General features: G+C 71.9%; 18 protein-coding genes. All 18 read right to left on the bottom strand.

Features of this window, described 5'->3' with window-relative positions:
* Positions 1–5: 5 nt before the first annotated feature.
* A complete protein-coding gene (locus tag E4622_RS17050; protein ID WP_134741382.1) occupies positions 6–1610 on the bottom strand; it encodes a phosphate ABC transporter substrate-binding protein PstS in 1605 nt (534 codons plus the stop codon).
* Positions 1607–2815, bottom strand: a complete 1209-nt coding sequence (gene pstA, locus E4622_RS17045) for a phosphate ABC transporter permease PstA (protein WP_245156079.1) — start codon at positions 2813–2815, stop codon at positions 1607–1609. The genes E4622_RS17050 and pstA (E4622_RS17045) overlap by 4 nt, the downstream gene beginning before the upstream one ends.
* Entirely contained in the window at positions 2812–3786 is a 975-nt protein-coding gene (pstC, locus tag E4622_RS17040) for a phosphate ABC transporter permease subunit PstC (RefSeq protein ID WP_245156078.1), read from the bottom strand. The genes pstA (E4622_RS17045) and pstC (E4622_RS17040) overlap by 4 nt, the downstream gene beginning before the upstream one ends.
* Before the next feature lie 271 nt (positions 3787–4057).
* Positions 4058–4957, bottom strand: a complete 900-nt coding sequence (locus E4622_RS17035; RefSeq protein WP_134741381.1) for a phosphate ABC transporter ATP-binding protein — start codon at positions 4955–4957, stop codon at positions 4058–4060.
* Between the two features lie 86 nt (positions 4958–5043).
* The gene (locus tag E4622_RS17030) at positions 5044–6267 is read right to left on the bottom strand and encodes an Ig-like domain-containing protein (protein WP_134741380.1); all 1224 of its coding nucleotides are present in this window, start codon (positions 6265–6267) and stop codon (positions 5044–5046) included.
* 43 nt (positions 6268–6310) lie between these two features.
* Positions 6311–6946, bottom strand: coding sequence for a hypothetical protein (locus E4622_RS17025; RefSeq protein WP_134741379.1), 636 nt, complete (start codon positions 6944–6946; stop codon positions 6311–6313).
* Positions 6943–8241 carry a substrate-binding domain-containing protein gene (locus E4622_RS17020; protein WP_134741378.1) on the bottom strand — a complete coding sequence of 433 codons (1299 nt, stop codon included), beginning with the start codon at positions 8239–8241 and terminating at the stop codon, positions 6943–6945. The genes E4622_RS17025 and E4622_RS17020 overlap by 4 nt, the downstream gene beginning before the upstream one ends.
* Positions 8242–8356: 115 nt before the next feature.
* The gene (locus E4622_RS17015; RefSeq protein ID WP_134741377.1) at positions 8357–9340 is read right to left on the bottom strand and encodes a class E sortase; all 984 of its coding nucleotides are present in this window, start codon (positions 9338–9340) and stop codon (positions 8357–8359) included.
* Complete coding sequence (locus tag E4622_RS17010) at positions 9337–12213, bottom strand: hypothetical protein (RefSeq protein WP_134741376.1); 2877 nt, start codon at positions 12211–12213, stop codon at positions 9337–9339. Before E4622_RS17010 ends, E4622_RS17015 begins: the two co-directional genes overlap by 4 nt.
* Positions 12210–13907 (bottom strand): substrate-binding domain-containing protein, encoded by a 1698-nt coding sequence (locus E4622_RS17005; protein WP_134741375.1) that lies wholly within the window; start codon positions 13905–13907, stop codon positions 12210–12212. The genes E4622_RS17010 and E4622_RS17005 overlap by 4 nt, the downstream gene beginning before the upstream one ends.
* On the bottom strand, positions 13904–15019 hold the full coding sequence (gene pstA, locus E4622_RS17000; protein ID WP_245156077.1) for a phosphate ABC transporter permease PstA: 1116 nt from the start codon (positions 15017–15019) through the stop codon (positions 13904–13906). The genes E4622_RS17005 and pstA (E4622_RS17000) overlap by 4 nt, the downstream gene beginning before the upstream one ends.
* Positions 15016–16065 (bottom strand): phosphate ABC transporter permease subunit PstC, encoded by a 1050-nt coding sequence (pstC, locus tag E4622_RS16995; protein ID WP_134741374.1) that lies wholly within the window; start codon positions 16063–16065, stop codon positions 15016–15018. Before pstC (E4622_RS16995) ends, pstA (E4622_RS17000) begins: the two co-directional genes overlap by 4 nt.
* A gap of 182 nt (positions 16066–16247) precedes the next feature.
* Complete coding sequence (locus E4622_RS16990) at positions 16248–17057, bottom strand: 3'(2'),5'-bisphosphate nucleotidase CysQ (RefSeq protein ID WP_134741373.1); 810 nt, start codon at positions 17055–17057, stop codon at positions 16248–16250.
* Between the two features lie 94 nt (positions 17058–17151).
* Positions 17152–17745: an aminoacyl-tRNA hydrolase gene (pth, locus tag E4622_RS16985; protein WP_134741372.1), complete on the bottom strand. Its 594-nt coding sequence runs from the start codon at positions 17743–17745 to the stop codon at positions 17152–17154.
* A gap of 83 nt (positions 17746–17828) precedes the next feature.
* Positions 17829–18515 (bottom strand): 50S ribosomal protein L25/general stress protein Ctc, encoded by a 687-nt coding sequence (locus E4622_RS16980; RefSeq protein ID WP_134741371.1) that lies wholly within the window; start codon positions 18513–18515, stop codon positions 17829–17831.
* Positions 18516–18678: 163 nt separating this feature from the next.
* A complete protein-coding gene (locus E4622_RS16975; RefSeq protein WP_134741370.1) occupies positions 18679–19464 on the bottom strand; it encodes an ABC transporter permease in 786 nt (261 codons plus the stop codon).
* The gene (locus E4622_RS16970) at positions 19461–20234 is read right to left on the bottom strand and encodes an ABC transporter permease (RefSeq protein ID WP_134741369.1); all 774 of its coding nucleotides are present in this window, start codon (positions 20232–20234) and stop codon (positions 19461–19463) included. The genes E4622_RS16975 and E4622_RS16970 overlap by 4 nt, the downstream gene beginning before the upstream one ends.
* Entirely contained in the window at positions 20231–21205 is a 975-nt protein-coding gene (locus E4622_RS16965) for an ABC transporter ATP-binding protein (RefSeq protein WP_134741368.1), read from the bottom strand. Before E4622_RS16965 ends, E4622_RS16970 begins: the two co-directional genes overlap by 4 nt.
* Between the last annotated feature and the right edge of the window lie 14 nt (positions 21206–21219).

The following is a 21219-nucleotide window of genomic DNA, read 5'->3' as shown; positions in this document are numbered from 1 at the left end:
GCGGCTCATCGGGCACCGCCCGGGCGGCGACGGCGGCGCAGCGAGGCGGCGTAGACGCCGGGGAGCACGACGACGCCCACGGCGAGCACGGCGGCCAGCCAGCCGAACGTCTTGCTGTCGATGGGTCGCTCGGCGGCCAGCTCGGTGGGGTTGGCGTAGACCTCCTCGGCCGTCGCGGCCTCGCCGGTGGGGGCGGCGACCTCGCCGGTCGCCGGGTCCACGGCGGGCGCTGCGCCGCCGGGTGCCGCCGGCGCCGCTGCACCTCCGCCCCCGGGTGCGGCCGCGCCGCCCGCGTCGGGCGTCGCCGCCCCGCCCCCGTCGGTGGACGGCTTGTTCTGGCCGGTCTCCGTGCCGCAGGGTCCCGCACCGGTCTTGTCGCACGCCGCGGGCTGCGGGGCGACCTCGGCCAGCCGGTTCTTGTTGAGGTTCTTGCCGTCGAACGTCGGGTTGTTGCAGCTGCGGACGTCGCGGTTGGTCAGGTTGACCGCCGGGTCTGCCTTCTTGAGCTTCCCGATCTGCTCGAACCCCGCCTGGACCAGGTTGACCGGCAGCGGCGAGTAGCCGAAGTCGCCGGCCTTGGTCTGCCCCGAGCACAGCGAGTAGTAGAGGAAGTCGGCGAGCGTCTGACGCTTGGCCGTGGTCATCCGCGAGTCCGTCTTGCCGGTGGGGATGATCATGTAGGAGTAGGAGGAGACGGGATAGGCCCGCGGGTCGGCGTTGCGGTAGACCCCGTCCAGGATCTGGGTCAGGTAGAGCGCCGAGCTCTTGTCGCGGTTGATCTTGGCCTTCGTCAGCGCGACCGCGACGTTGTAGTCGGTGGGCTCCACGAAGTAGCCGGCCTTGTTGAGCACCTTGACGACCGGGTAGTCCTTGTTGACCGGGTAGGAGTACTCGACGTACCCGATCGTGCCGTTGCCGGCGAAGCCCGAGATCGTGTTCATCACCTGGTCCGAGCCGGCCTGGGCGATCGCGCGACCCTTGCGCGGGTAGTACGACGTCAGCCCGGAGCGGCCGAAGAAGGGGCGCCAGACGCTGGGGAACTCCTTGTCCATCCAGGTCGTGAACTGCGCCGTGGTGCCGGAGCCGTCCGCGCGGACCACGGGGGTGATGTCCAGCGACGGGAGCGCTCGACCGTTGTTGTCCTTCGTGATCGCCGGGTCGCTCCAGTTGGTGATCTTGTTCGTGAAGATCTTCGCGATCGTCTCCCCCGACAGCCGCAGGTTGCGCACCGGCTTCTTGCCGATCTTGAGCTGGTAGGTGAACGCCGTGCCGCCGGCGACGATCGGCAGGTAGGAGTACTCGCGGCCGTTGCTGGTGTCGGCGTTGCCCTGCTCGTCGGTGCCCTGGTAGGGGATCTCCGAGATCGCGAAGTCCGTGCTCTTCTGCGAGAAGTCCTTGCGGCCCTTCGAGGAGCCGCCACCGGTGTAGACGACCTTCATGCCATTGGCGTCGACGTCGGCGATCCACTGCTCGACGATCAGCTGCGACCAGGTCGAGCCGGTCCCCTCGATCTGCGCGTAGACCGTGGCGTGCGACGCCCCGGGCATCGCGAGCACGCAGCTCAGGGAGAGCAGGAGGCTCAGGAGGAGGCGGGCGTGGAGGCGGTTCACCGGGCGGCTCGATTCGGGGCGAGTGCGCCGGCGAGCCGGGCACGGAGGGTGGGTCGGTTGCCACGGGGGCGGGCCAGCAGGCGGGCCACGACGAACAGCACGAGCACCAGCGCGAGGAGCACGGTGGCCGCGCCGAACGCGCGGGCGATCGCCTGCGGCTCGCCGCTGCGGACGTTGGTGTAGATGAAGAGCGGCAGCGAGTTCATGACGCCGTCGGTGGGGCCGGTGACGGTGAACGCCGCGGCGCCCGACGTGAGCAGGACCGGGCTGGTCTCGCCGACGCCGCGGGCGATGCCGAGGATCACCGCGGTCGCGAGACCGGGGCGGGCCGTCGGCAGCACGACGTGCCAGACGGTCCGCCAGCGGCTGGAGCCGAGGGCCAGGCTGGCCTCGCGCAGGCCGCCGGGCACGACGCGCAGCACGACGTCGGCGGCGCGCGCGATGATCGGCAGCATCATCACCGCGATGGCGAGCGAGGCGGCGAGCCCCGAGCGCGGGAAGCCGAGCGCCACGATCAGGACCGTGTAGATGAACAGGCCGGCCACGATCGAGGGCAGCGCGGTCATGGCCTCGACGACCGTGCGCACGACGGTGGCGAACTTGCCGCCGACCTCGGTCATGAAGACCGCGGTCCCGATGCCCAGCGGCAGGGTGATCAGCAGGGCGATGCCCAGCTCGATGCCCGAGCCGGTGATCGCGTGCAGGATGCCGCCCTTGTCGAAGTTGTCCTTGGGGCCGACCCCGCTCATGTCGGAGGTGTAGAAGTTGAGGTTCAGCGCGGCGCGCCAGCCCCGCATGGTCACGAAGACGACCGTGCTGACGAGGGCGGCGCCGGTGACCAGCGCCGCGCCGGTGATGACCCCGGCGGCGACGCGGTCCTTGACCTCGGTCATGCCGCCCGTGATCCCGGCGGTCACGCCCGTCACCACGAGCCCGACCACGAACCACGAGATGAGGAACCACGGCAGCCCGGCGAGCGGCAGCAGGCGCTGGGTGAGCAACCACGCCAGGGCGGCGCCGGCCACCCAGGAGCCGATCAGCGCGAACCGCTCGTCGGGGCTCGGCTTGCCCAGGCCGGGGCGCGGCAGCGGGGGCGGCGCGTCGTCGTCGTACGCCGGCAGGTGGGTCTGCGGCACGGCGGTGCCGGTCGCCGGGTCGATCGGGTCGGGCGTGCCCGTCGTCGGCGACGGCGTCATCGTGGTCATGCGTCGGTCCCGGCGCCGGAGCGGCTGCGGTTGACCACGACCGCGGCCAGGGTGTTGACGATGAGCGTGATGACGAAGAGCACGAAGCCGGCCGCCAGCAGGGCGGAGAGCTGGGAGGTGCTGGCCTCGCCGAAGCGGCCCGCGATCAGGGAGCTGACGGTGCTGGTGCCGACCTCGAGGATGCGCGGCTTGATCTCGAACGCCGGCGACACGATCAGGACGACCGCGATCGTCTCGCCGAGCGCGCGGCCCAGCCCGAGCATGGTGCCGCCGATGACACCGCCGCGGCCGAAGGGCAGCACGACGGAGGTGACCATGCCCCAGCGGGTGGCGCCGAGCGCGAGCGCGGCCTCCTTCTCGCCCTGGGGGGTCTGCGAGAACACCTGGCGCATCACCGCGCAGGCCATCGGCATCACCATCATCGCGACCGCGATGCCGGCGCAGAACGCGCTGGCGACGTAGCGGCTGGTGTCCCAGACGGCGGCGTCGGGGTCGGTGTTCTCGACCTTGAAGAACGGCAGCCACCCGAAGTTGCGCTGCAGCCACAGGGCCAGCTCGGCGGCGTACGGCATGATCAGGAAGAAGCCCCACAGGCCGTAGACGATGGACGGCACCGCCGCCATGAGGTCGACCAGCGACACCAGCGTCGAGCGGATCCGCGCGGGCGCGTACTCGCTGATGTAGAGCGCCACCAGCACCGACAGCGGGAACGCGAACGTCATCGCGACCAGCGCCACCGACACGGTCCCGGTGAGGACGGCGGCGATGCCGATGACGTCCTGGTCGGGCGCCCACTGGGACTCGGTGAAGAAGCTCAGGCCGTAGCGCTTGAGCGTCGGGTAGGCCTGCCAGGCGAGGAACACACCGACGCCGCCCGTGATGACGAGCACGCTGGCCCCGACGGCGCGGGCGCCGTGCTCGAAGACGGCGTCGGCCCCGGTCGACCTCCGCGAGAGCTTGCGGGGTCGCACGTCCGCCACTTCGGGCGCGGGCGCAGGAATCGTTGTCAACAGAAGGCTTTCCCAGACGAAAGGCGGATCTACGAGAACAGCCCAAAGTCTCAGGAGGACAGCGGAACGGTCGTGCGGTCCTGGGTGAACGGCAGAAGAAGAGCGCTGCCTGCTTTGCCGAACAGGTCAGCGAACAGCCCGTGACGTAGTCACAACGGGCCATCCCGACATAGTCCGACCCACCCAGGCGGGAGGCCGGGGTGGGTCGGGACGGGTCGGGGACGTCGGGCGGTCAGCCGAAACGACCGTTGACGTAGTCGGAGGTGCGCTGGTCCTGGGGGTTGTCGAAGATCGTGTCGGTCGGGCCGTGCTCGACGATGACGCCGGGAGTGCCGTGCGCGGCCAGGAAGAACGCGCACTGGTGGGAGACCCGGTGGGCCTGCTGCATGTTGTGCGTGACGATCACGATGGTCACGTCGGCGGCGATCTGCTGGATGGTCTCCTCGACGACGCGCGTGGAGGTGGGGTCCAGCGCCGAGCAGGGCTCGTCCATGAGCAGCACCCGCGGGCGCACCGCGAGGGACCGGGCGATGCACAGCCGCTGCTGCTGACCGCCGGAGAGGGCGGACCCGGGCTGCTTGAGGCGGTCCTTCACCTCGAGCCACAGGCCGGCCCGCACGAGGGACTCCTCGACCAGGCCCTCCCGCTCGCCCTTGCCGATCTTGGTCCCGGTCAGCCTCAGACCGGCCAGCACGTTGTCCTGGATCGACATCGCGGGGAACGGGTTGGGCTTCTGGAAGACCATGCCGATGGCCTTGCGGGCATCGGTCAGGCGGCGCTCGGGGGCGTAGATGTCCTGGCCGTCGAGGCGCACCTCCCCCGCCAGGGCCGCGCTCGGCACCAGCTCGTGCATCCGGTTGAGGATCCGCAGGAAGGTCGACTTGCCGCAGCCCGACGGCCCGATCAGCGCGGTCACCCGCCCGGCCGGCATCTCGAGGCTGACCCGGTCGAGCACCTTGCGCTGCCCGAACCACGCCGACACCCGCTCGGCCTCCAGGCTGGCCGTCGTCGGGACGGGCGGCCCCGACGGTGCGGCGGGGATCGCCGGCACCGCGGGGACCGCCGGGATCACGGTCGTGCTCGCGTGCTGGTCGCCGATGCTCGGCAGTACGTCGGTCCGGTCGCCGGTCATGACGTCCTCCTCCTGGTGGGGTGACCGCGCGGTGCCGGCGACCAGGTCGCCGGCACCACGCGGACGGTGCGGGTGTGGGTCCACCCCTACTTCTTCTTCGACCTGATCTTGACGACCTTCGACGTCGAGGCCAGGTAGTAGGCGCTGCCCTGGTAGGTGACGGTCACCGTCCAGGTCCCGGCGGGGAGCTTGGGCAGCTTGACGGTGGCCTTGCCGGCGACGACGTTCACCGTCACCCGCTTGGTCGCCCTGCCCTTCTTGAGCACGACCAGCGTCTTGCCGGCGGCCTTGACCAGGCCGGCGGCGGTCGGCACGGCGACGGTCGCCGCGCCGGCCTTCTTGGCGCTGGGCTTCTTGGTCACCGCGAGCGTCGGCCTGCCCGGAGCGGCCTTGCGCACGGTGTAGGCGCGAGGCGCCGACTCCGAGGCGGTGAACACGTCGGCCGCGCCGGCGTAGACCACCTTCAGCGTGCGCGCGCCCGGCGCCAGGGCGGTCCTGGCCACCGGCAGGCTCGCGGTGCCGGCCGCCGTCAGCGGGGCGGTGCTCACCGTGGTGGTCCCGCTCACGAGGCGCACGGCACCGGTCGGCTTCGCCTCGCCCGAGGCCGGGGTGACGGTGACGCTGACGCTCGCGGCGGTCCCGTAGGTCAGCGCCGAGGGCCAGGTGGCCGTGGTCGTCGTGGCCACGGGCTCGGCCTCGCCGCCGCCGCCGCCCAGGACGGGAGCGCTCGTGACCGTCCACGTGCTGCCGGTGACCTTGACGTACGTCGCGGCGTACTCGTTGCTGACCCCGCCGGCCTTCGAGCTGGTGCGCAGGCGCAGCTCGTAGACGCCGGTGAAGCTCGGCCCGGTCTCCGCGTTGGGCAGCCCGGCGGCCACCTCGCTGAGGGTGTAGCCGTCGCCGGTGGTGCGGACGTAGGGCTTGCCGGTCAGCGCCGCGGGGGCCGCGACCGCACCGGCGCCGGCGAACCTGTCGGTGCCGGTGACCTGGACGCCGGGCCAGGCGCCGGGTGCGGTGTCGGCCTGCGGCAGGTGCACGAACAGGTTGGCGTAGTCGTCACCCGTGCGCACCGCGCCGTCCGCCGCGGCGAACGCGGCGATCGGGGCGGTGGTGCTGCCGGAGGTGACCTGGGCGCCGGAGCCGTCGTAGAGCTTGAGCGCGACGGCGGTCTTGTCGGGGTCGGGCACCGTGGCGTTGCCACCGGTGTACCAGTCGTCGGCGCCGGCGCCGAGGGCGACGCCGCCGATCGTGGACAGCGCGAGCGCGACGCCGACGGCGCCCACCCACGTCTTCTTCACTCTGGGGTGCATCAGGTTCTCCTTGAGAGGTCGGGGTGGCCGAGCGATCGGCCGGTCATGGGACGAGTGCGGGGTCGGCGTCGGCGCACGAGGCGTCCCCTCCTCGGACGAGCTCCCAGCGGTCGCCGTCGACGCGGAGGTCGGCGGTGTCGTAGGGGTCCTCCTGGAGGGTGCCCGCCTCGGGGGTGCCGAGGTAGAGCCGGAGCTGGACGTAGCCGTCGTAGGTCGCCGGGAACGCGCTGACGAAGTCGGCGACGCTCCAGACGTCCTCGGTGACGCCCACGGCGGGCCGGTCGGGGTCGGCGAGCACGTGGGCCGCCGTGAGCGGCGACCCGCTGAACTCGCGGGGGTCGACGCCCTCGCGGGGCTGGTAGGCGAACAGCGTGGCGACGGCCCCGGCGGGGTCGAGCTCCCCGGGAAGGGCGGTCTCCCCGAGCACGACGCCCGCGAACGGCGTGTCGTCGACCCGACCCTCGGTGACGGCCTCGCCGTCGGCCGAGCACAGGGTCAGCGACCCCGCCGACTGCGGGTCGTCGTAGGGCACCACGAGGTCCTGGCCGGCCAGCCGCCAGTAGGCGACGGCGCCCACGACCGCCACCAGTGCCACCGCGGCGACCACGCGGGTCCGGGTGGACCGCCTGACCGCGGGGCGCACGGTGGTGGTCTCCTGCTCGCCGACGTCCGCGCTCATTCCAGGTCGATCTCGGCGTTGTCGGTCCCGAAGACGTGGTACTCCGGCGTGACGCCGGCGGCCTCGAGCAGCGCCTCGCCCGCCGGGGTGCGGACGAACGGCTCCGGCCCGTCGGGGTTGTAGAACAGCGCCTCCACCCAGTTGAGCGTGCTGCCCGGCTGCCACGGGGTGTCGCTGAGCAGGTCGTCCTCGCGGATGATCGCGTTGTAGGCGAAGTTGCCGCCGTAGGGCGCGCTGGCCTGGAGGACGTCGGTGTTGGTGGTGCCGTCGAGGAGCTGGATGCCGGCGGCGCTGGCCGGGGTCCGGTGACCGTTCTCGGTGTTGTAGTTGTTGGTCTTCGACCCGTCGGAGGTGACGGTGTAGTAGCCGCTGTTGAGCGTGCGGAAGCGACCCCGCGGGAACGGGACGATCGCGTTCTTGCGCTGCGCCTCCGGCAGCGCGGTGATCGCGGTCGGGTCGTTCTGCTGCACGCCGATGCTGTTGGGGTTGGCCCGCAGGCTGTCCGGGGTGACGGTCACGCCGGGGTTCTGCTTGCGGACGTTGGCCACGAAGGTGTTCCACATCCCGGCGTCGGTCGGCAGGAGGAGCGGGACGATGGTCTCGGTCGGAGCCGGGCCGGAGTAGCCCGGGATGTCGCCCCACGTCTTCCAGGTGCCCTTGTAGATGTTGAGGATCGCCTCGGCGCTGATCGTCGCGGGCGCGTTGGTCGTCGTCGACGTGGCGATCAGCTGTCGGTCGGTCGCGATCTGCACCCGCAGGAGCTTGGTGTTGAGCTTGCTGAACGCGAGGGCCTGGTTCTCCGGGGTCAGCACATCGGGGCTGCGGCCCACGTCGATCCAGCGCTGGTCGTCGTTGATGATCGCGTCGCGACCACCGCCGCCGCCGCCGCTCGGGCGGACGACGAGGTCCTGGCCCGCGCGCAGGGAGATGGTCGGGTTCAGCAGCTTGATGTCGCTCTGCTTGACGTACTTGGCCCCGCTCTCCCCGAGCGTGCCGTTGCCGGTGATGGTGGGCAGCAGCCGCGGGTCGGTGAACGCGCTGCGACCCTGCGCGTCACCGGAGGAGTCGAAGTTGACGAAGCGGTAGCGGTTGCCGGCGGTGTTGTAGCCGGGGAGCTGGCCGTAGCCGTCGGCGAGGAAGTTGAAGGAGTTCTGGATGATGTCCGAGCCCGTGGACACCACGTCCTGGGGCTGCGGGGAGAAGTCGGCCTCTGCGGGCGAGTGCGCCGCGGCCAGGCTGCCGGCCGTGGCGAGGGCGACGAACGCCGCCGCCGCGGTCCTGCGTCGGTAGGTCATGGTGGAGCCTTTCTGTAATAACTCACCCGAGATACTTGACTTGTGAAAGCTAGGGACGGAACGTGCCCGCCGTGACGGGTCTTGGCAGGTGAGACAGGCGCGTGCCTCCTGGGCCTCAGACGAGACCCGGCAGCAGCCGGGACCCGATCGACGAGGCCAGCCACAGCGTGGCCAGGACACCGGGCCCGAGGGCGATCCAGGCGGCCGGGCGCGACCACCGGGTCCAGGCCCACGCGAACGCCACGAGCGCGCCGACGAGCAGCTGCAGGGCCAGCGCGAGCAGCGCCAACGTGGTGGTGTCGGCGCTGACCGTCATCAGCTTGGCGTCAGGGTCGGCCGTGGCGACCGGACCGGCCGGGACCCCCGCTGCCAGCTCGGCGTCCACGAAGACCGAGTCCGAGGCCGCGAGGTTGTCGAGCACCGACCGCGCGGCCGGCTCCCCGCTCTTCAGGGCGTCCGGCACCTCCACGTCGTCCCCGGCCGGCCCGAGGCCGCGACCGGCGGTCACCAGGGTGAGCCGGGCCGCCCCGGCCGCGAGGGCCGCCGGGACCGGGTCGCCCTTGGTCCGGACCCCGAGCACCTCGAAGGCGAAGCTGCCCTGAGCCGTGGTCACCTTGATCAGGGAGCCGCGGGTGAGCCCGTCGATGCGGGAGAAGGGCCCCCCGAAGCTCAGCGAGTGGCCCGCCACGACGCTCACGCCCTGCTGCCCGGGCAGGACGCTGCCGAGCATGTGGCCGGGGCCGTCCTGCAGCTGGGTGGGCCGGCTGCCCTCGACCACGACCAGGTCCTTGACCCCCGCGCCCGGGATCGAGATCAGGGCGACCGGGCTGCCCAGGGCGATCGGCGCCCCCGTCGGCGCGGTGCCCTCGGCGAGCTCCGTGCGCAGCCGGCCGTAGAGGGCGCTCTGGGCGTGGGCCTGCTCCAGGCCGCTGAGGACGAAGAGGTAGAGCAGGGCCCAGACCAGCACCAGCGACAGGCCCATCAGCACCTGCGAGGCACCGATCCGCAGCCGCTCGCGGTCCACCCCCGGCGGCGGGGAGGAGTCCACCGCCTCGACGCGCAGGACGGTGGTGGGGCCCGGGTCGAGCAGCGCGCTCACGGCTCGTCACCGCGCTGCGCGTGCTCCCGGCGCTGCTGGCGCTGCTGGACCATCAGCCGGGCCTCCGAGGCCGCACCGGCGAGGCCGGCCCGGATCAGGTCGAACCAGCGCATGAGCGCGCCCACGAGCGCGGCGAGGAAGGCCAGCACCAGCAGGCTGTAGGGACCCACCGCGCCGAACATCGAGGACTGACCGGCCGTGAGCACGGTCTGCGCCTCCACGACCGGCGGACCTGCGGCACTCGGCGCCACCGAGGGCGCCCCGGCGGGCGGGGCCGAGACGACGACGGCCGGCCCGGGAGCCGGGACCCCACTGGTCACCGGCGCCGGCGCGGTCGCGCTCGCGCTCGGCGACGGCGTCGACGAGGGCGCCAGCGGCGTGCGGAAGTCGCAGACCTCGCCGCGGTCGGGCACCGGCGCGTCCAGCGCCGGCACCTCGCCCGCCTGGCGACGTACGGCGGCCGCCGCGGTCAGCGTGTAGTCCCGCTGCTGGCGCAGGCCGTTGGCCTCGGTGATCGGGAGGTAGCCCGCCGGGAGCTGGCCGTTGGCCGCTCCGGGCGACTGGCCCTCGCCGCCGGCGTAGCAGAGCATCTTGGCCAGCTTGGTCGCCGCCTTCGGCTCCAGGCCCTCCGTCGGGACGACGGCGTAGACGGGCAGCACCCCGGGGTAGGCACCGGCTCCGTCCGCGGTGCTGAGCGCCTCGTAGTCGAAGGTCCAGGTGTGGCGGGCCTCGTCGGGGTGCAGCAGCGCGGTGGCCGCCTTCAGCCCCGCGGCGTCCGGCGCGACGAAGGTCCGGCCGGTGGCGTCGCCGAAGGTGGTGCCCGGAGAGACCGTCGAGACGGTCTGGAGCGAGGCGGTGCTCAGGTTGTAGCGCCGGGCCGCGGACAGCGGGACCACTCCCAGGACGAAGCGGTACCCGATGCTCTGGCGTCCCTGCTGGCGCAGCGGCAGCGTGGTCTGGTCGTAGCCGTCGTACCGGCACACCGTGGCGACCGAGGAGCTGGCGAACTGCATGTTCAGCAGCACCGCGCCCAGGTTGGACAGGGGGTTCGCGATCAGCTGCATGAAGGGCGTGGGGCTGTTGGCGTAGCAGGCGTTCTGGTTCTGGTAGTACTGCGGCGCCACGAACTCGTCGCGCAGCGGCCAGTTGTCCACGGGCAGGTCGAGGTCGCGGTAGGCGGCGTTGACCTTCATGCCCCACGGGTCGGCGTAGCCGTTGAGCCAGGCCCGGGCCTCGGGGTCCGCGTCGATCCACGACGTCAGCGCCCAGATCAGGTCCGAGCTGGACGAGAAGATCTGCAGCGCGGCCGCGGCCTCGAGGTTGTCCGAGACGGGGAGCCCGGGGTTGAGCGCCTGGAACTCCTTGTCGAGCGTGATGTTGAGGGGGTTGGCGCCGATGCTCGGGTGGTTGTCGCGCATGACGGCCATCGCCGGGTACGACGTCGTCAGCAGCTTGGCGACCAGCCGCGCGTTGAGCTGGAGGGTCGTGCGCCGCTGCCGGTTCGCGTCGTCGATGTTGAAGGCGATCGCGAAGCCGCCCACGGCGGCGGGCGCCTGGACCACGGGCCTGCGGTAGCCGTCGGCCTTGGGCGCCGAGCTGAACGCCGCCTCGATCTCGCCGGAGTCGACCAGGGTGCGCGCGAGCGCGTCGGCCTGCTGCACGTGCGTGAAGGTGAACAGGCTGTCGGTCGTGCAGAACTTCGGCTGCCAGGAGGCGGTGAGCTCGTTGAGGACGACCGAGCCCATGATCTTCTGCGGCGGCTCGGCGCTCACGACGTCGCAGACCGACCCGGTCAGGGCGAAGTCCAGCGGCACGGTGATGCGGTTGCGCCAGTTGGACTCCGACCACCACAGGTTGCCGCGCACCGCCTGGTCGGTCGTCTGGCTCGAGCGCGGCTCCCCCGGCAGGTAGGCCCCGGTGCGACGACACGTCGCGTCCGCCGCGGCCTTCTGGGCGTCCGTCAGCGGGACGCCGTCCTTGGTCGTCTGGGGCGCCGCGGCCGGCAGCCTGGTGCCGTAGGCGTCGCAGCTGAGGCCCACGACCGGGACCGCGACCAGGGAGCACGAGACGCTGGCCGAGCAGCCGAGCGAGGCGTTCTCGGCCGACGTCCACACCGCGAAGTCCGCCTCTCCGCGGCCGTCGGCACCGGTGATGCCGTAGGTCGTGTTGCTCGGCAGGCCCCCCGCCTCGGCGCTGTCGGACTCCGGAGGCAGTCCGGAGCAGCCGATGGTGGGGTCGGGTCCGCCGTAGTAGACCTCGCCGCCGGCGGCGCGGAACGGCAGCCACCGCGCGCTGAGGGGGTCGCTGACGGTGCTGCACGCCTGGGGCAGCGGGTCCGGGGCACCCACGACCGCTCGTCGGTCGTCGGCGTCGGCGTAGGCGTCGAAGCGCCAGGAAGGGGTGTGGGAGCCGGACGCGAGGTAGCGCTCGGTCGACGTCTGCGTCCAGCAGGACTCCGGCGTGAGCCGGGCCTGGCCCTTCGGGACCTTGCCGGAGGTGTCGACGCCGCGGCACTGCAGCAGGACGAACGGGTACTCCTGGTTGCGGCCGTCGGAGGCGTTGGGATCACCGATGACGCCGCCGGTGGGGACCGCGCCGTCCCAGGCGACGTGGATCTCCTGGCGGCCCCGCAGGTCGGCGGTCTGGGAGACCTCCATCCGCACGTTCTTGCGGGTCACCTCGGACTCGTTGCCGTTCTGGTCCACGAAGGTCCGGGTGGCGGTCACCGACTTCGTGACCGCGCCCGGGGCGCCCTCCGAGGCACCGGCGGTCGGCTGCCCGGGGACCACCACGGCCAGCCCGACCAGGACGAACGACGCCGCGAACAGCGTGTGCGCCACCCACCGGCGCCGGGAGCCCGACGGCGCGCTCATCGACGGACCCCACGTCGTACGGCCCGGCTGACGGCGATCGGCACCACGAGCGCGCCGAGGAACAGCCCGATCACGAGCGCGGTCAGCACCGAGGGCGGTCCGGACGAGCCGTCGGCGGACAGCGTCGTGGCCACCGTGGCAGGGGCGCCCGCACCCGTGGCGCCGAGCCCGAGGTCGTTGGCGACCGCCGGGCCGGAGCCGGCCGCGGGGGCGTCCGGGACGCCGTCGCCGTTGGTGTCGACCGTCGGCGCGGCCGGCGTGCCGGCCCCTCCGGTGCCGGTGCCACCGGCGCCGGGCGTGCCGCCTCCCCCGCCCTTGCCGCCCTTGCCGCCGCCCGTCGGGACCGCGCCGTTCTCGTCGGGGTTGTCGTTGAAGGCGCCGGTCTGGTCGTCGCAGGGACCCTGGCCCGGGCGGTCGCAGGGCGCGGGGAACGGCGCGATCTGCGCGAGGTAGTTCTGCGACGGCTTGCCGGCGACGAACGTCGGGTTGTGGCAGTTCTTGACGTCCTTGATGATCGAGGCGTCGAACTTCACCTTGGTGTCGGCCAGCTTGAGCTTGTTGACCTGCGTGAAGCCCGCCTGCACCAGGTTGATCGGCAGGGGCGAGTAGCCGATCGGACCGATCTCGGCCTGACCCTCGCAGATGGAGTGCTTGAGGAAGTCCACGATCGTCTGCCGCTTGGCCGTCGTCATCCGCGAGTCGTTGGCGGCCGTCGGGATGATCGCGTAGACGTAGGAGGACAGCGGGTAGGTGCGCTTGTCGCCGTTGACGTAGACCCGGTCGAGCTTCTGGGTGAGGTAGTTGGGGTCCGCCGGGTCGTTGTTGATCTGCGCTGCGGTGAGCGCGACGGCCACGTTGTACTGCGTGGGCAGCGTGTAGTAGCCGGCCTTGTTGAGCACCTTGAGCACCGGGAACTCCGCGAGCAGCGGGTAGGAGTACTCCTCCATGGCGATGGCGCCGTTGGAGCCCGAGCTCTTGACGTAGTTCATGACCCCGTCGGAGCCCGACTGCGCCTTCTGCGGCCCGCGGGTGGCCCCGCAGTTGAGCGGGAAGTAGTCGGTCGGCGCGAGCTTGCCGCCGTTGCACTCCTGCCACAGGCTCGGGTTCTGGCTGACCATCCAGGTCGTGAACTGGTTGGTGATGCCGGCGCCGTCGGCCCGGACCACCGGGATGATCGGGATCGAGGGCAGGGCCCGGCCGTTGTTGTCCTTCGTGATGGCCGGGTCGTTCCAGTTGGTGATCTTGTTGGTGAAGATCTTGGCGATGTTCTCCCCCGAGAGCCGCAGGTTGCGGACCTGCTTGCCGGCGACCTCCACGTGGTAGGGGAACGACGTCCCGCCCGCGACGACCGGCAGGTAGGCGAAGGAGCGGCCCAGCGGGGAGTCGGTCGCGCCGGTCGTCGGGTCCTTGCCGCGGTAGGGCGAGTCGGTGACGCCGAAGTCGGTGGACTTGTTGGCGTAGTCCTTGCGCCCCTGGGCAGCACCGTTGGCGGTGTAGACGACGCGCAGGCCCTTGGAGTCCACGTCGGCGACCCACTGGTTGACCGCGTTGGCCGCCCAGGAGGAGCCGGAGCCCTGGATGAGCGCGTAGGAGACCGACGCGCTGGCGGCTCCCGGGCCGGCCAGCATGGTCAGCTGCAGGCCGAGCAGGACGGCGACGCCCTGCACCAGTCGGGTCCAGGAGGGCTTGGTCATCGGGTCTTCCTTCCGCCGGCGACGAGCCGGGCGAGCACGAACAGCGTCAGGACGACCATCAGCAGGACCGCGGCGGCGGCGTACGCGCGGTCCTCCATCTGGGGGCTGCCCGACGAGATCGAGGCGTAGATGTAGAGGGGCAGGGAGTTCATGGGGTCCTGCACCGGGTTGGAGTTGAAGTACGTCGAGGCGCCGGACGTCAGCAGCACGGGCGCCGTCTCGCCGACGGCGCGTGCGACGCCCAGGATCAGCGCGGTCGCGAGGCCGGGCCGGGCGGTGGGCAGCACCACCTTCCACACGGTCTGCCAGCGCCCCGCGCCCAGCGCGTACGACGCCTCACGCAGGCCGCCGGGCACGACGCCCAGCACGACGTAGCTGGCGCGGGCCATGATCGGCAGCGCCATCGTCGCGAGGGCGAGCCCGGCCGCCAGGCCGCTGGCCGGCATGCCGAGGTAGACCAGGCAGATGGTGTAGATGAACAGGCCCGCGACGATCGAGGGCAGGGCGGTCATGGCCTCGACCACGGTGCGCACCAGGCGGGCCCCGCGTCCGCCGACCTCGGACATGTAGACCGCCGTGGCGACGCCCAGCGGCATCGCGATGCCCACGGCGATGGTGACCTCGATCAGCGTGCCCACGAGGGCGTGCAGGATCCCGCCCTTGGTGAACGGGTCGTCGGCGCGCACGCCGGACATGTCCTGGGTGAGGAAGTTGGCGTGGTGCAGCGCGGGCAGGCCCTTGACCACGGTCATGAGGACGACGCTGGCCAGGGCCAGGGCGACCAAGGTGGGGGCCGCGACCACGGCGGTGGTCACCACGCGGTCGACGACGACCTCCCACGGCTGGGTGAGACCGGTCAGGACGGCGTAGAAGGTCACGAGGGCGACGTACCAGACGACGACGAAGCCGATCGTGCCCTCGAACGGCAGGACCTGGGTGTAGAAGACCCAGGTGGTCGCCAGGGACGCCGCGACGGCGCCGAGGAAGGTCAGCAGGTCCTCGCGGGTGCGGCCGCTGGTGCGGCGCAGGGGCTCGGGGCGCGGGTCGGCGGTGGCGGTGGCCTCGGCGAGGCGCACAGGACCCCGCGGGCGGTCGGTCAGCGTCTGCGTCACAGGTCCGTCACCTCCCGGCCCCGCGAGCGGGAGACGATCACCGCGGCGAGGCTGTTGACGAGGAGCGTCATGCAGAACAGCACGAAGCCCGCGGTCAGCAGGGCCGAGAGCTGGGCCGGCGAGGCCTCCTTGAAGCTCGAGGCGATCAGGGAGGAGATCGTCGACGTGCCGGACTCCAGCACGTAGGGCTTGATCTCGAAGGTCTGCGAGATGACCAGGACCACCGAGATGGTCTCGCCGAGGGCGCGGCCGAGCGCGAGCATGGTGCCGCCGACGACCCCGCTCCGGCCGAAGGGCAGCACGACGGTGCGGACCATCGCCCATCGAGTGGCGCCGAGCGCGAGCGCGGCCTCCTTCTCCCCCAACGGGGCCTCGCCGAACACCTCGCGCATGACCGACGTGGCCATCGGGAAGATCATCATCGCGACCGCGATGGCCGCGATGAAGGCGGACCCGGCGTACGACGGGTAGCCCGGCGCCTGGTTCCAGATCGGGTAGTCGACGTCGGTGCGGACGTGGAACAGCGGGAACCACCCGAAGTACTTGCTGATCCAGTGGGCGACCTCGGTCGCGTGCGGCTGGACCACGAACAGCACCCACAGGCCGAACACGATGCCGGGGACCGCCGCCATGAGGTCGACCACCCGGACGAGGGTGGGACGCAGCCTGGCCGGCGCCCAGTCGGTGATGAAGAGCGCGGTCAGGACCGCCAGCGGCACCGCGAAGACGAGGGCGATGAGGGCCACCTGGACCGTGCCCACCACGACCCCGGAGATGCCGATGACGTCCTGGCTGGGCAGCCAGCGGAACTCGGTGAAGAACGACAGGCCGTAGTGCTGGAGCGTGGGCACCGACTGGATGCCCAGGAACAGCCCGATGGAGGACACGATGACCAGCACCAGGTAGCCGACGGCGCGCACGCCGTGGATGAACACCTGGTCCTGCAGCGAGTAGCGCGACGAGACCCGACGAGGGACCTCCTCACCGGTCGACGGGTCGCCTGGTGGGCCGACCTGCACCGGGGTCGGGGACACCTGTCCTGGCATCTGCTGGGGTCCTTCTCGAGACGGAGATCGGTGGCGACCATCCCGAGCGGTCCCCCCACTGATCGAACGTCGGTGCACCCCGAAGCATCAATCTCGATGAGAGTAATAGAGATTGACGCCTTTGGTGGCGTTTTCGAGAATCCGTCCACGAAGTCGCGCCGAGCGGCGCGGGACGGTGCGGCTCAGCCGGCGGAGGTGACCCCGTGGCGCTCCACGAACTCCAGGATCTGCTCGGCCAGCTCGGGGCGGCAGACGATCAGGTCGGGCAGGTAGACGTCGTCCTGGTTGTAGAGCAGCGGCGAGCCGTCGATGCGGCTGGTGAACAGCCCGGCCGCCTGGGCGACCGCGACCGGGGCGGCGGAGTCCCACTCGTACTGCCCGCCGGCGTGCACGTAGGCGTCGGTGACGTCGCGGACCACGGACATCACCTTGACCCCGGCCGACCCCATCGGGACCAGCTCGGCGTCGATCTCCTCGGCCAGCGCCTGCACGAACGCCGGCGGGCGGCTGCGCGACACCGCGATGCGCGGGCGCGCCGAGGTCGAGGGCGGTACGACGGGGGGCTGGCCGGTGTGGAAGGTCTCCCCCAGCGCGGGCTGGGCGACCGCGCCGGCCGTCAGCTCGCCGTCGTGCTCGCCGTCGGGGGTGCGCTCCCACAGGGCCACGTGCACGGCCCAGTCGTCGCGCGGCGGCTCGGAGAACTCCCTCGTCCCGTCGAGCGGGTCGACGATCCACACGGCGTCGGCGTCGAGCCGCGCCTTGTCGTCCTTGCCCTCCTCGGAGAGCACCGAGTCGTCGGGCCGGTGCTCGGCCAGCAGCGCCACCAGCAGCTCGTGGGCCGCGGCGTCCCCGGCGTCCTTGAGCTCCTTGCCCTCGAGCCCCTCGGCCCGCACCTCGAGCAGCCGACGCCCGGCCTCCTCGGCCAGCCAGGTGGCCAGCACGTGGTCGTCGGTGGCTGCTGCCTCGGGCGGGGTGCCGGCTTCGAAAGTCACGGGAGCCACCCTAACGACCGCAGCCCCACCACCGGTGGTCGAGCAGCGAGGAGCACCAGCGACGAGCGACCGTCGAGACCCCCGGAAGGGTGGGTCAGGAGTTGTAGCGCTGCTGGGTGCGCTCGAGGCCCTCGAGGACGAGGGACTCCACGGCGTCGGCGGCGGTGTCGACCTGGAAGGGCAGCTCCTTGCGCTCGACCTTGCTGTAGTCGGAGAGCACGAAGTCGGCGACGTCCTGGCGGCCCGGGGGGCGGCCGATGCCGGCGCGGACCCGGTAGAAGTCGCCGGTGCCGAGCGAGGAGCGCATCGACTTCAGTCCGTTGTGGCCGTTGTCGCCGCCACCGAGCTTGCTGCGCAGGGTGCCGAAGGCGATGTCCAGCTCGTCGTGGATCGCGATGATCCGCTCCGGAGGCACCTTGTAGAAGGTCACGAGCGCCTTGACCGGGCCGCCGACCTCGTTCATGTAGGAGCGGGGGCGGGCCAGGACCACCCGCGGGCCCTCGGCGCCCGGCGGGCCCAGCCGGGCCTCGACCACGTCGGAGCGGCCGGTCTTGTGGGCGCGGAACGAGCCGCCGAGGCGGCGGGCCAGCTCGTCGAGGACGAGGTAGCCGATGTTGTGCCGGTGGCCGGCGTACTTCTCACCGGGGTTGCCCAGCCCGACCACGAGCCAGAGATCGGCGGTGGTCACGGCTGGGCCCTCCTCGGCGGGAGTCTCGGCGGTGGCCGAGACGGGTGAGATGAGTCGGCCCAGGTACCACCTGAGCCGACGGATCACTCGCTGTCGGCCGGGGCGTCCTCGGCGGGGGCGTCGCCCTCGGCAGCCTCGGTCGCGGCGGCGTCCTCGTCGGACTCCTCGCGCTCGATGCCGGCCTCGGCCTCGGCCTCCTCCAGCTCGGCCTCGAGGGCCTCGGCGGAGATCTGCTCGGTGACGTTGACGATGAGGGTCTCCGGGTCGATCAGCAGCGTCGAGCCCGACGGCAGCTTGAGGTCGGAGGCGAGGATCTGGGTGCCGGCGGTGGCGCCCTCGATGTCGATGTCGATCTGCTCGGGGATGTGCGTGGCCTCGGCCTCGAGCTGGACGGTGGCGTTCTCGGTGACGACCAGGGTCTCGCGCACGGCCTCGCCGACGAGGTTGACGGGCACGTCGACGGTGACCTTCTCGCCGCGGCGGACGGCGACGAAGTCGATGTGCTCCAGCGTGCGGCGGATCGGGTCGACCTGGACCTCACGGGTCAGGGCGAGCTGGCTGGTGCCCTCGATGTCGAGCTCGAGGACGGAGTTCGCGCCGCCGTGCTTGAGGGCCATCATCGTGGCGTGGCCCGGCAGGGTGATGTGGATCGGGTCGTTGCCGTGGCCGTAGACGACCGCCGGGACCTTGTTCTCGCGGCGGATGCGGCGGGCCGCGCCCTTGCCGAACTCGGTGCGGGACTCGGCCTGGATCTTCTCTGCGTCAGACATGTGGCTCTCCTATGCGTGGGCGTGTGGGGCCGGGGCGGAGAGCACGAAAGCCGCGCGACAGCGCGGCTTCGAAAAGGCCGGCCCTGTCGATCACGGAGCTGGAGGCTCCCTCGCCGAGGCAACTTGCCGATCTTAGACAACGCGCCGGGCACGGCGCCAATCGTCAGACGCGGTCGAGGCTGGCGCTGCGCCGGCTCTCGTCCTCGAAGAAGCGCAGGAGGGCCAGGCCCGCGACCGTGTAGAGCAGGCCGATCCCCGTCTCGCGCAGCAGCAGACCGTCGACCGCGCCGAGGCCGCTGCCGTCGGCGAGCAGCCGCGCCGCCTGGATCCCGTGGGTGAGCGGCAGCCAGTCGCCGACAGCGGCCATCCATCCCGGCAGGTCCGACTGCGCGACGTTGACCCCCGAGAACACCAGCAGGACGCAGAAGACCACGTTGGCGATGGTCGAGCCCTGGCGCACCCGCAGCGTCACCGCCCCCATCGCCAGCCCCAGCCCCGTGCACGAGGCCGACGTGACGACCACAGCCAGCACGATCGATGGCCACGCGCCGCCGGGGATGTGCACGTCGAGCAGCAGCGCTCCCCCGACCACGCCGATCATGGCGACGGCCCAGCCGTTCACGACCACGGGGAGGGCCCGGCCGAGGAAGAGCGGCAGACGACGCGCCGGCGTGGTGAGGACGATCCCGAGGGTGCCGCCCTGGCGCTCGCCCTCGATGGTGAAGCTCATGGCGAACAGGCAGGGGATCGCCGCGTAGTTGAGCGCGTTGCCGATGACGTAGAACTCGTCGTCCCCCACGCCCGCGCTGCGCCCGATGTAGGCGAACAGCAGGATCTGGCAGATCGGCGTGAAGACCAGGGTCGGGATGAGGATGCCGGGCTTGAGCCAGCCGAACAGCGCGCGGTAGCTCATCAGACCGCCGATGACGAAGATCCGCAGCGACGTCACGTCAGCGCCAGGGTCGCGTGGCGCCGGGCGGACTCGACCAGCCGGCTGCCCAGCCAGGCGGCGAGGACGGCGTAGACCGCCCCGGTCGCGGCGCACGCGGCCAGGTCGCCCCAGGGGCTGCCGCCGTCGGCCGACGAGCGGATCGCCGCCATGCCCCAGGTGGTCGGGATCGCCCACGACAGCGGCTGGAGCACGGCGGGCAGGCTCGCCACCGGGATCAGGAAGCCGCACAGGATCCAGCCGGGGTACTCCAGCGCGGCGCCGAGCGTGCCGGAGTAGCGGTAGCGGGTGGTGGTGACGGCGATGAAGTAGCCGACCAGCGCGAGGGTGAGCGCGGTCAGGAGCACCGACAGCACGAAGAGCGGCCAGCTGCTGATCTCGAGCCGGAGGTCGAAGACCCAGCGCTCCCAGGCGATGGTGGCGACGACGCAGTAGAGGCCGATCGTCGACATGGCCAGGGTGGCCGGCACCAGCACGCGGCCGAGCCCCGCCGGTGAGGCGACGACGAGCTCGAGGGTCCCGGCCCAGCGCTCGCGCGACAGCATGGAGGCGGCGACCACCCCCTGCGCGGTCCACATGCCCATGATCGCGGCGCCCAGGCCGGCGTACTGCATGCTCTCGGGGTCGTCCTGGACGCGGTAGATGAGCAGCGCGGCCGAGGCGAACATGAGCGGGAACAGCACCGCGAGGAAGCCCTCGAACGCCGACGTCGACAGCACCTTGAGCTGCAGCTTGTAGCACGTCCACTGCTGGTGCAGGAGCGCCCTCATCCGGTGACCAGCTGGACGTAGGCGTCCTCCAGGGTCGGCTCGCGCGCCGAGACCCGCCCGACGCGGGCGGCGCCCAGCGAGGCGAGGACCGCCTGCGTGACCTCGGCGCCCGGCTCGACCTGGACGATCAGCACCTGCTGCTGGCCGCGGTCCTCGGCGAGCACCGACCGCACCCCCGGTACGGCGGTCGCCGCGGCGACGGCCTCGGGCGCCACACCGTAGGTCTCGACCTCGAGCACCCGGCCGGCCGTGACCAGCCCCTTCAGCTGCGTGGGCGTCCCCTCGGCCACGATCTCGCCGGAGCGGATCACCGCGATCCGGTCGCACAGCTCGTCGGCCTCGAACATGTAGTGCGTCGTGAGGAGCACCGTCTTGCCCACGTCGGTGAGCGAGCCGATCGTGGCGCGCAGCTCGCGCGCGCCGACCGGGTCGATGCCGATGGAGGGCTCGTCGAGGAACAGGACGTCGGGGTCGTGCAGCAGCCCGCGGGCGATGTGCAGCCGCTGACGCATGCCGCGGGAGAAGCCCTCGACCCGCTCGTGCTCGCGGCCGGTCAGGCCCACGAGCTCGAGGAGCTCGGCGATCCGCGCCTTCTGGCGGCGCGGGTCGACGCCGTAGAGCTCGGAGAAGTAGCGCAGGTTGTCGCGGGCCGAGAGCCGCTCGTAGAGGCCGCGGTCGCCGCCGAAGACGTAGCCGATGCGGCGGCGCACCTCTCGCACGTCGTCGACCACGTCGTGACCGAGCACCCGGGCACTGCCGCCGGTGGGCAGCAGCAGCGTGATGAGCATCTTGATCGTGGTCGTCTTGCCGGCGCCGTTGGGGCCGAGCAGGCCGAACAGCTCACCGCGCTCGAGGTGGAAGGAGACGCCCTTGACCGCCTCGACGTCCTTGCGGACACGGCGCAGCACCCCGGTGTGCGTGACGAAGGTGCGCTGGAGCCCGACGGCTTCGACGGCGAGGTCCGAGGTCATCCGGCGACCCTAGG

The organism is Nocardioides sp. 503, from assembly GCF_004522095.1.
In the GTDB taxonomy this organism is placed as follows: domain Bacteria; phylum Actinomycetota; class Actinomycetes; order Propionibacteriales; family Nocardioidaceae; genus Nocardioides.
This window is presented reverse-complemented; position numbering and strand designations above follow the sequence as displayed.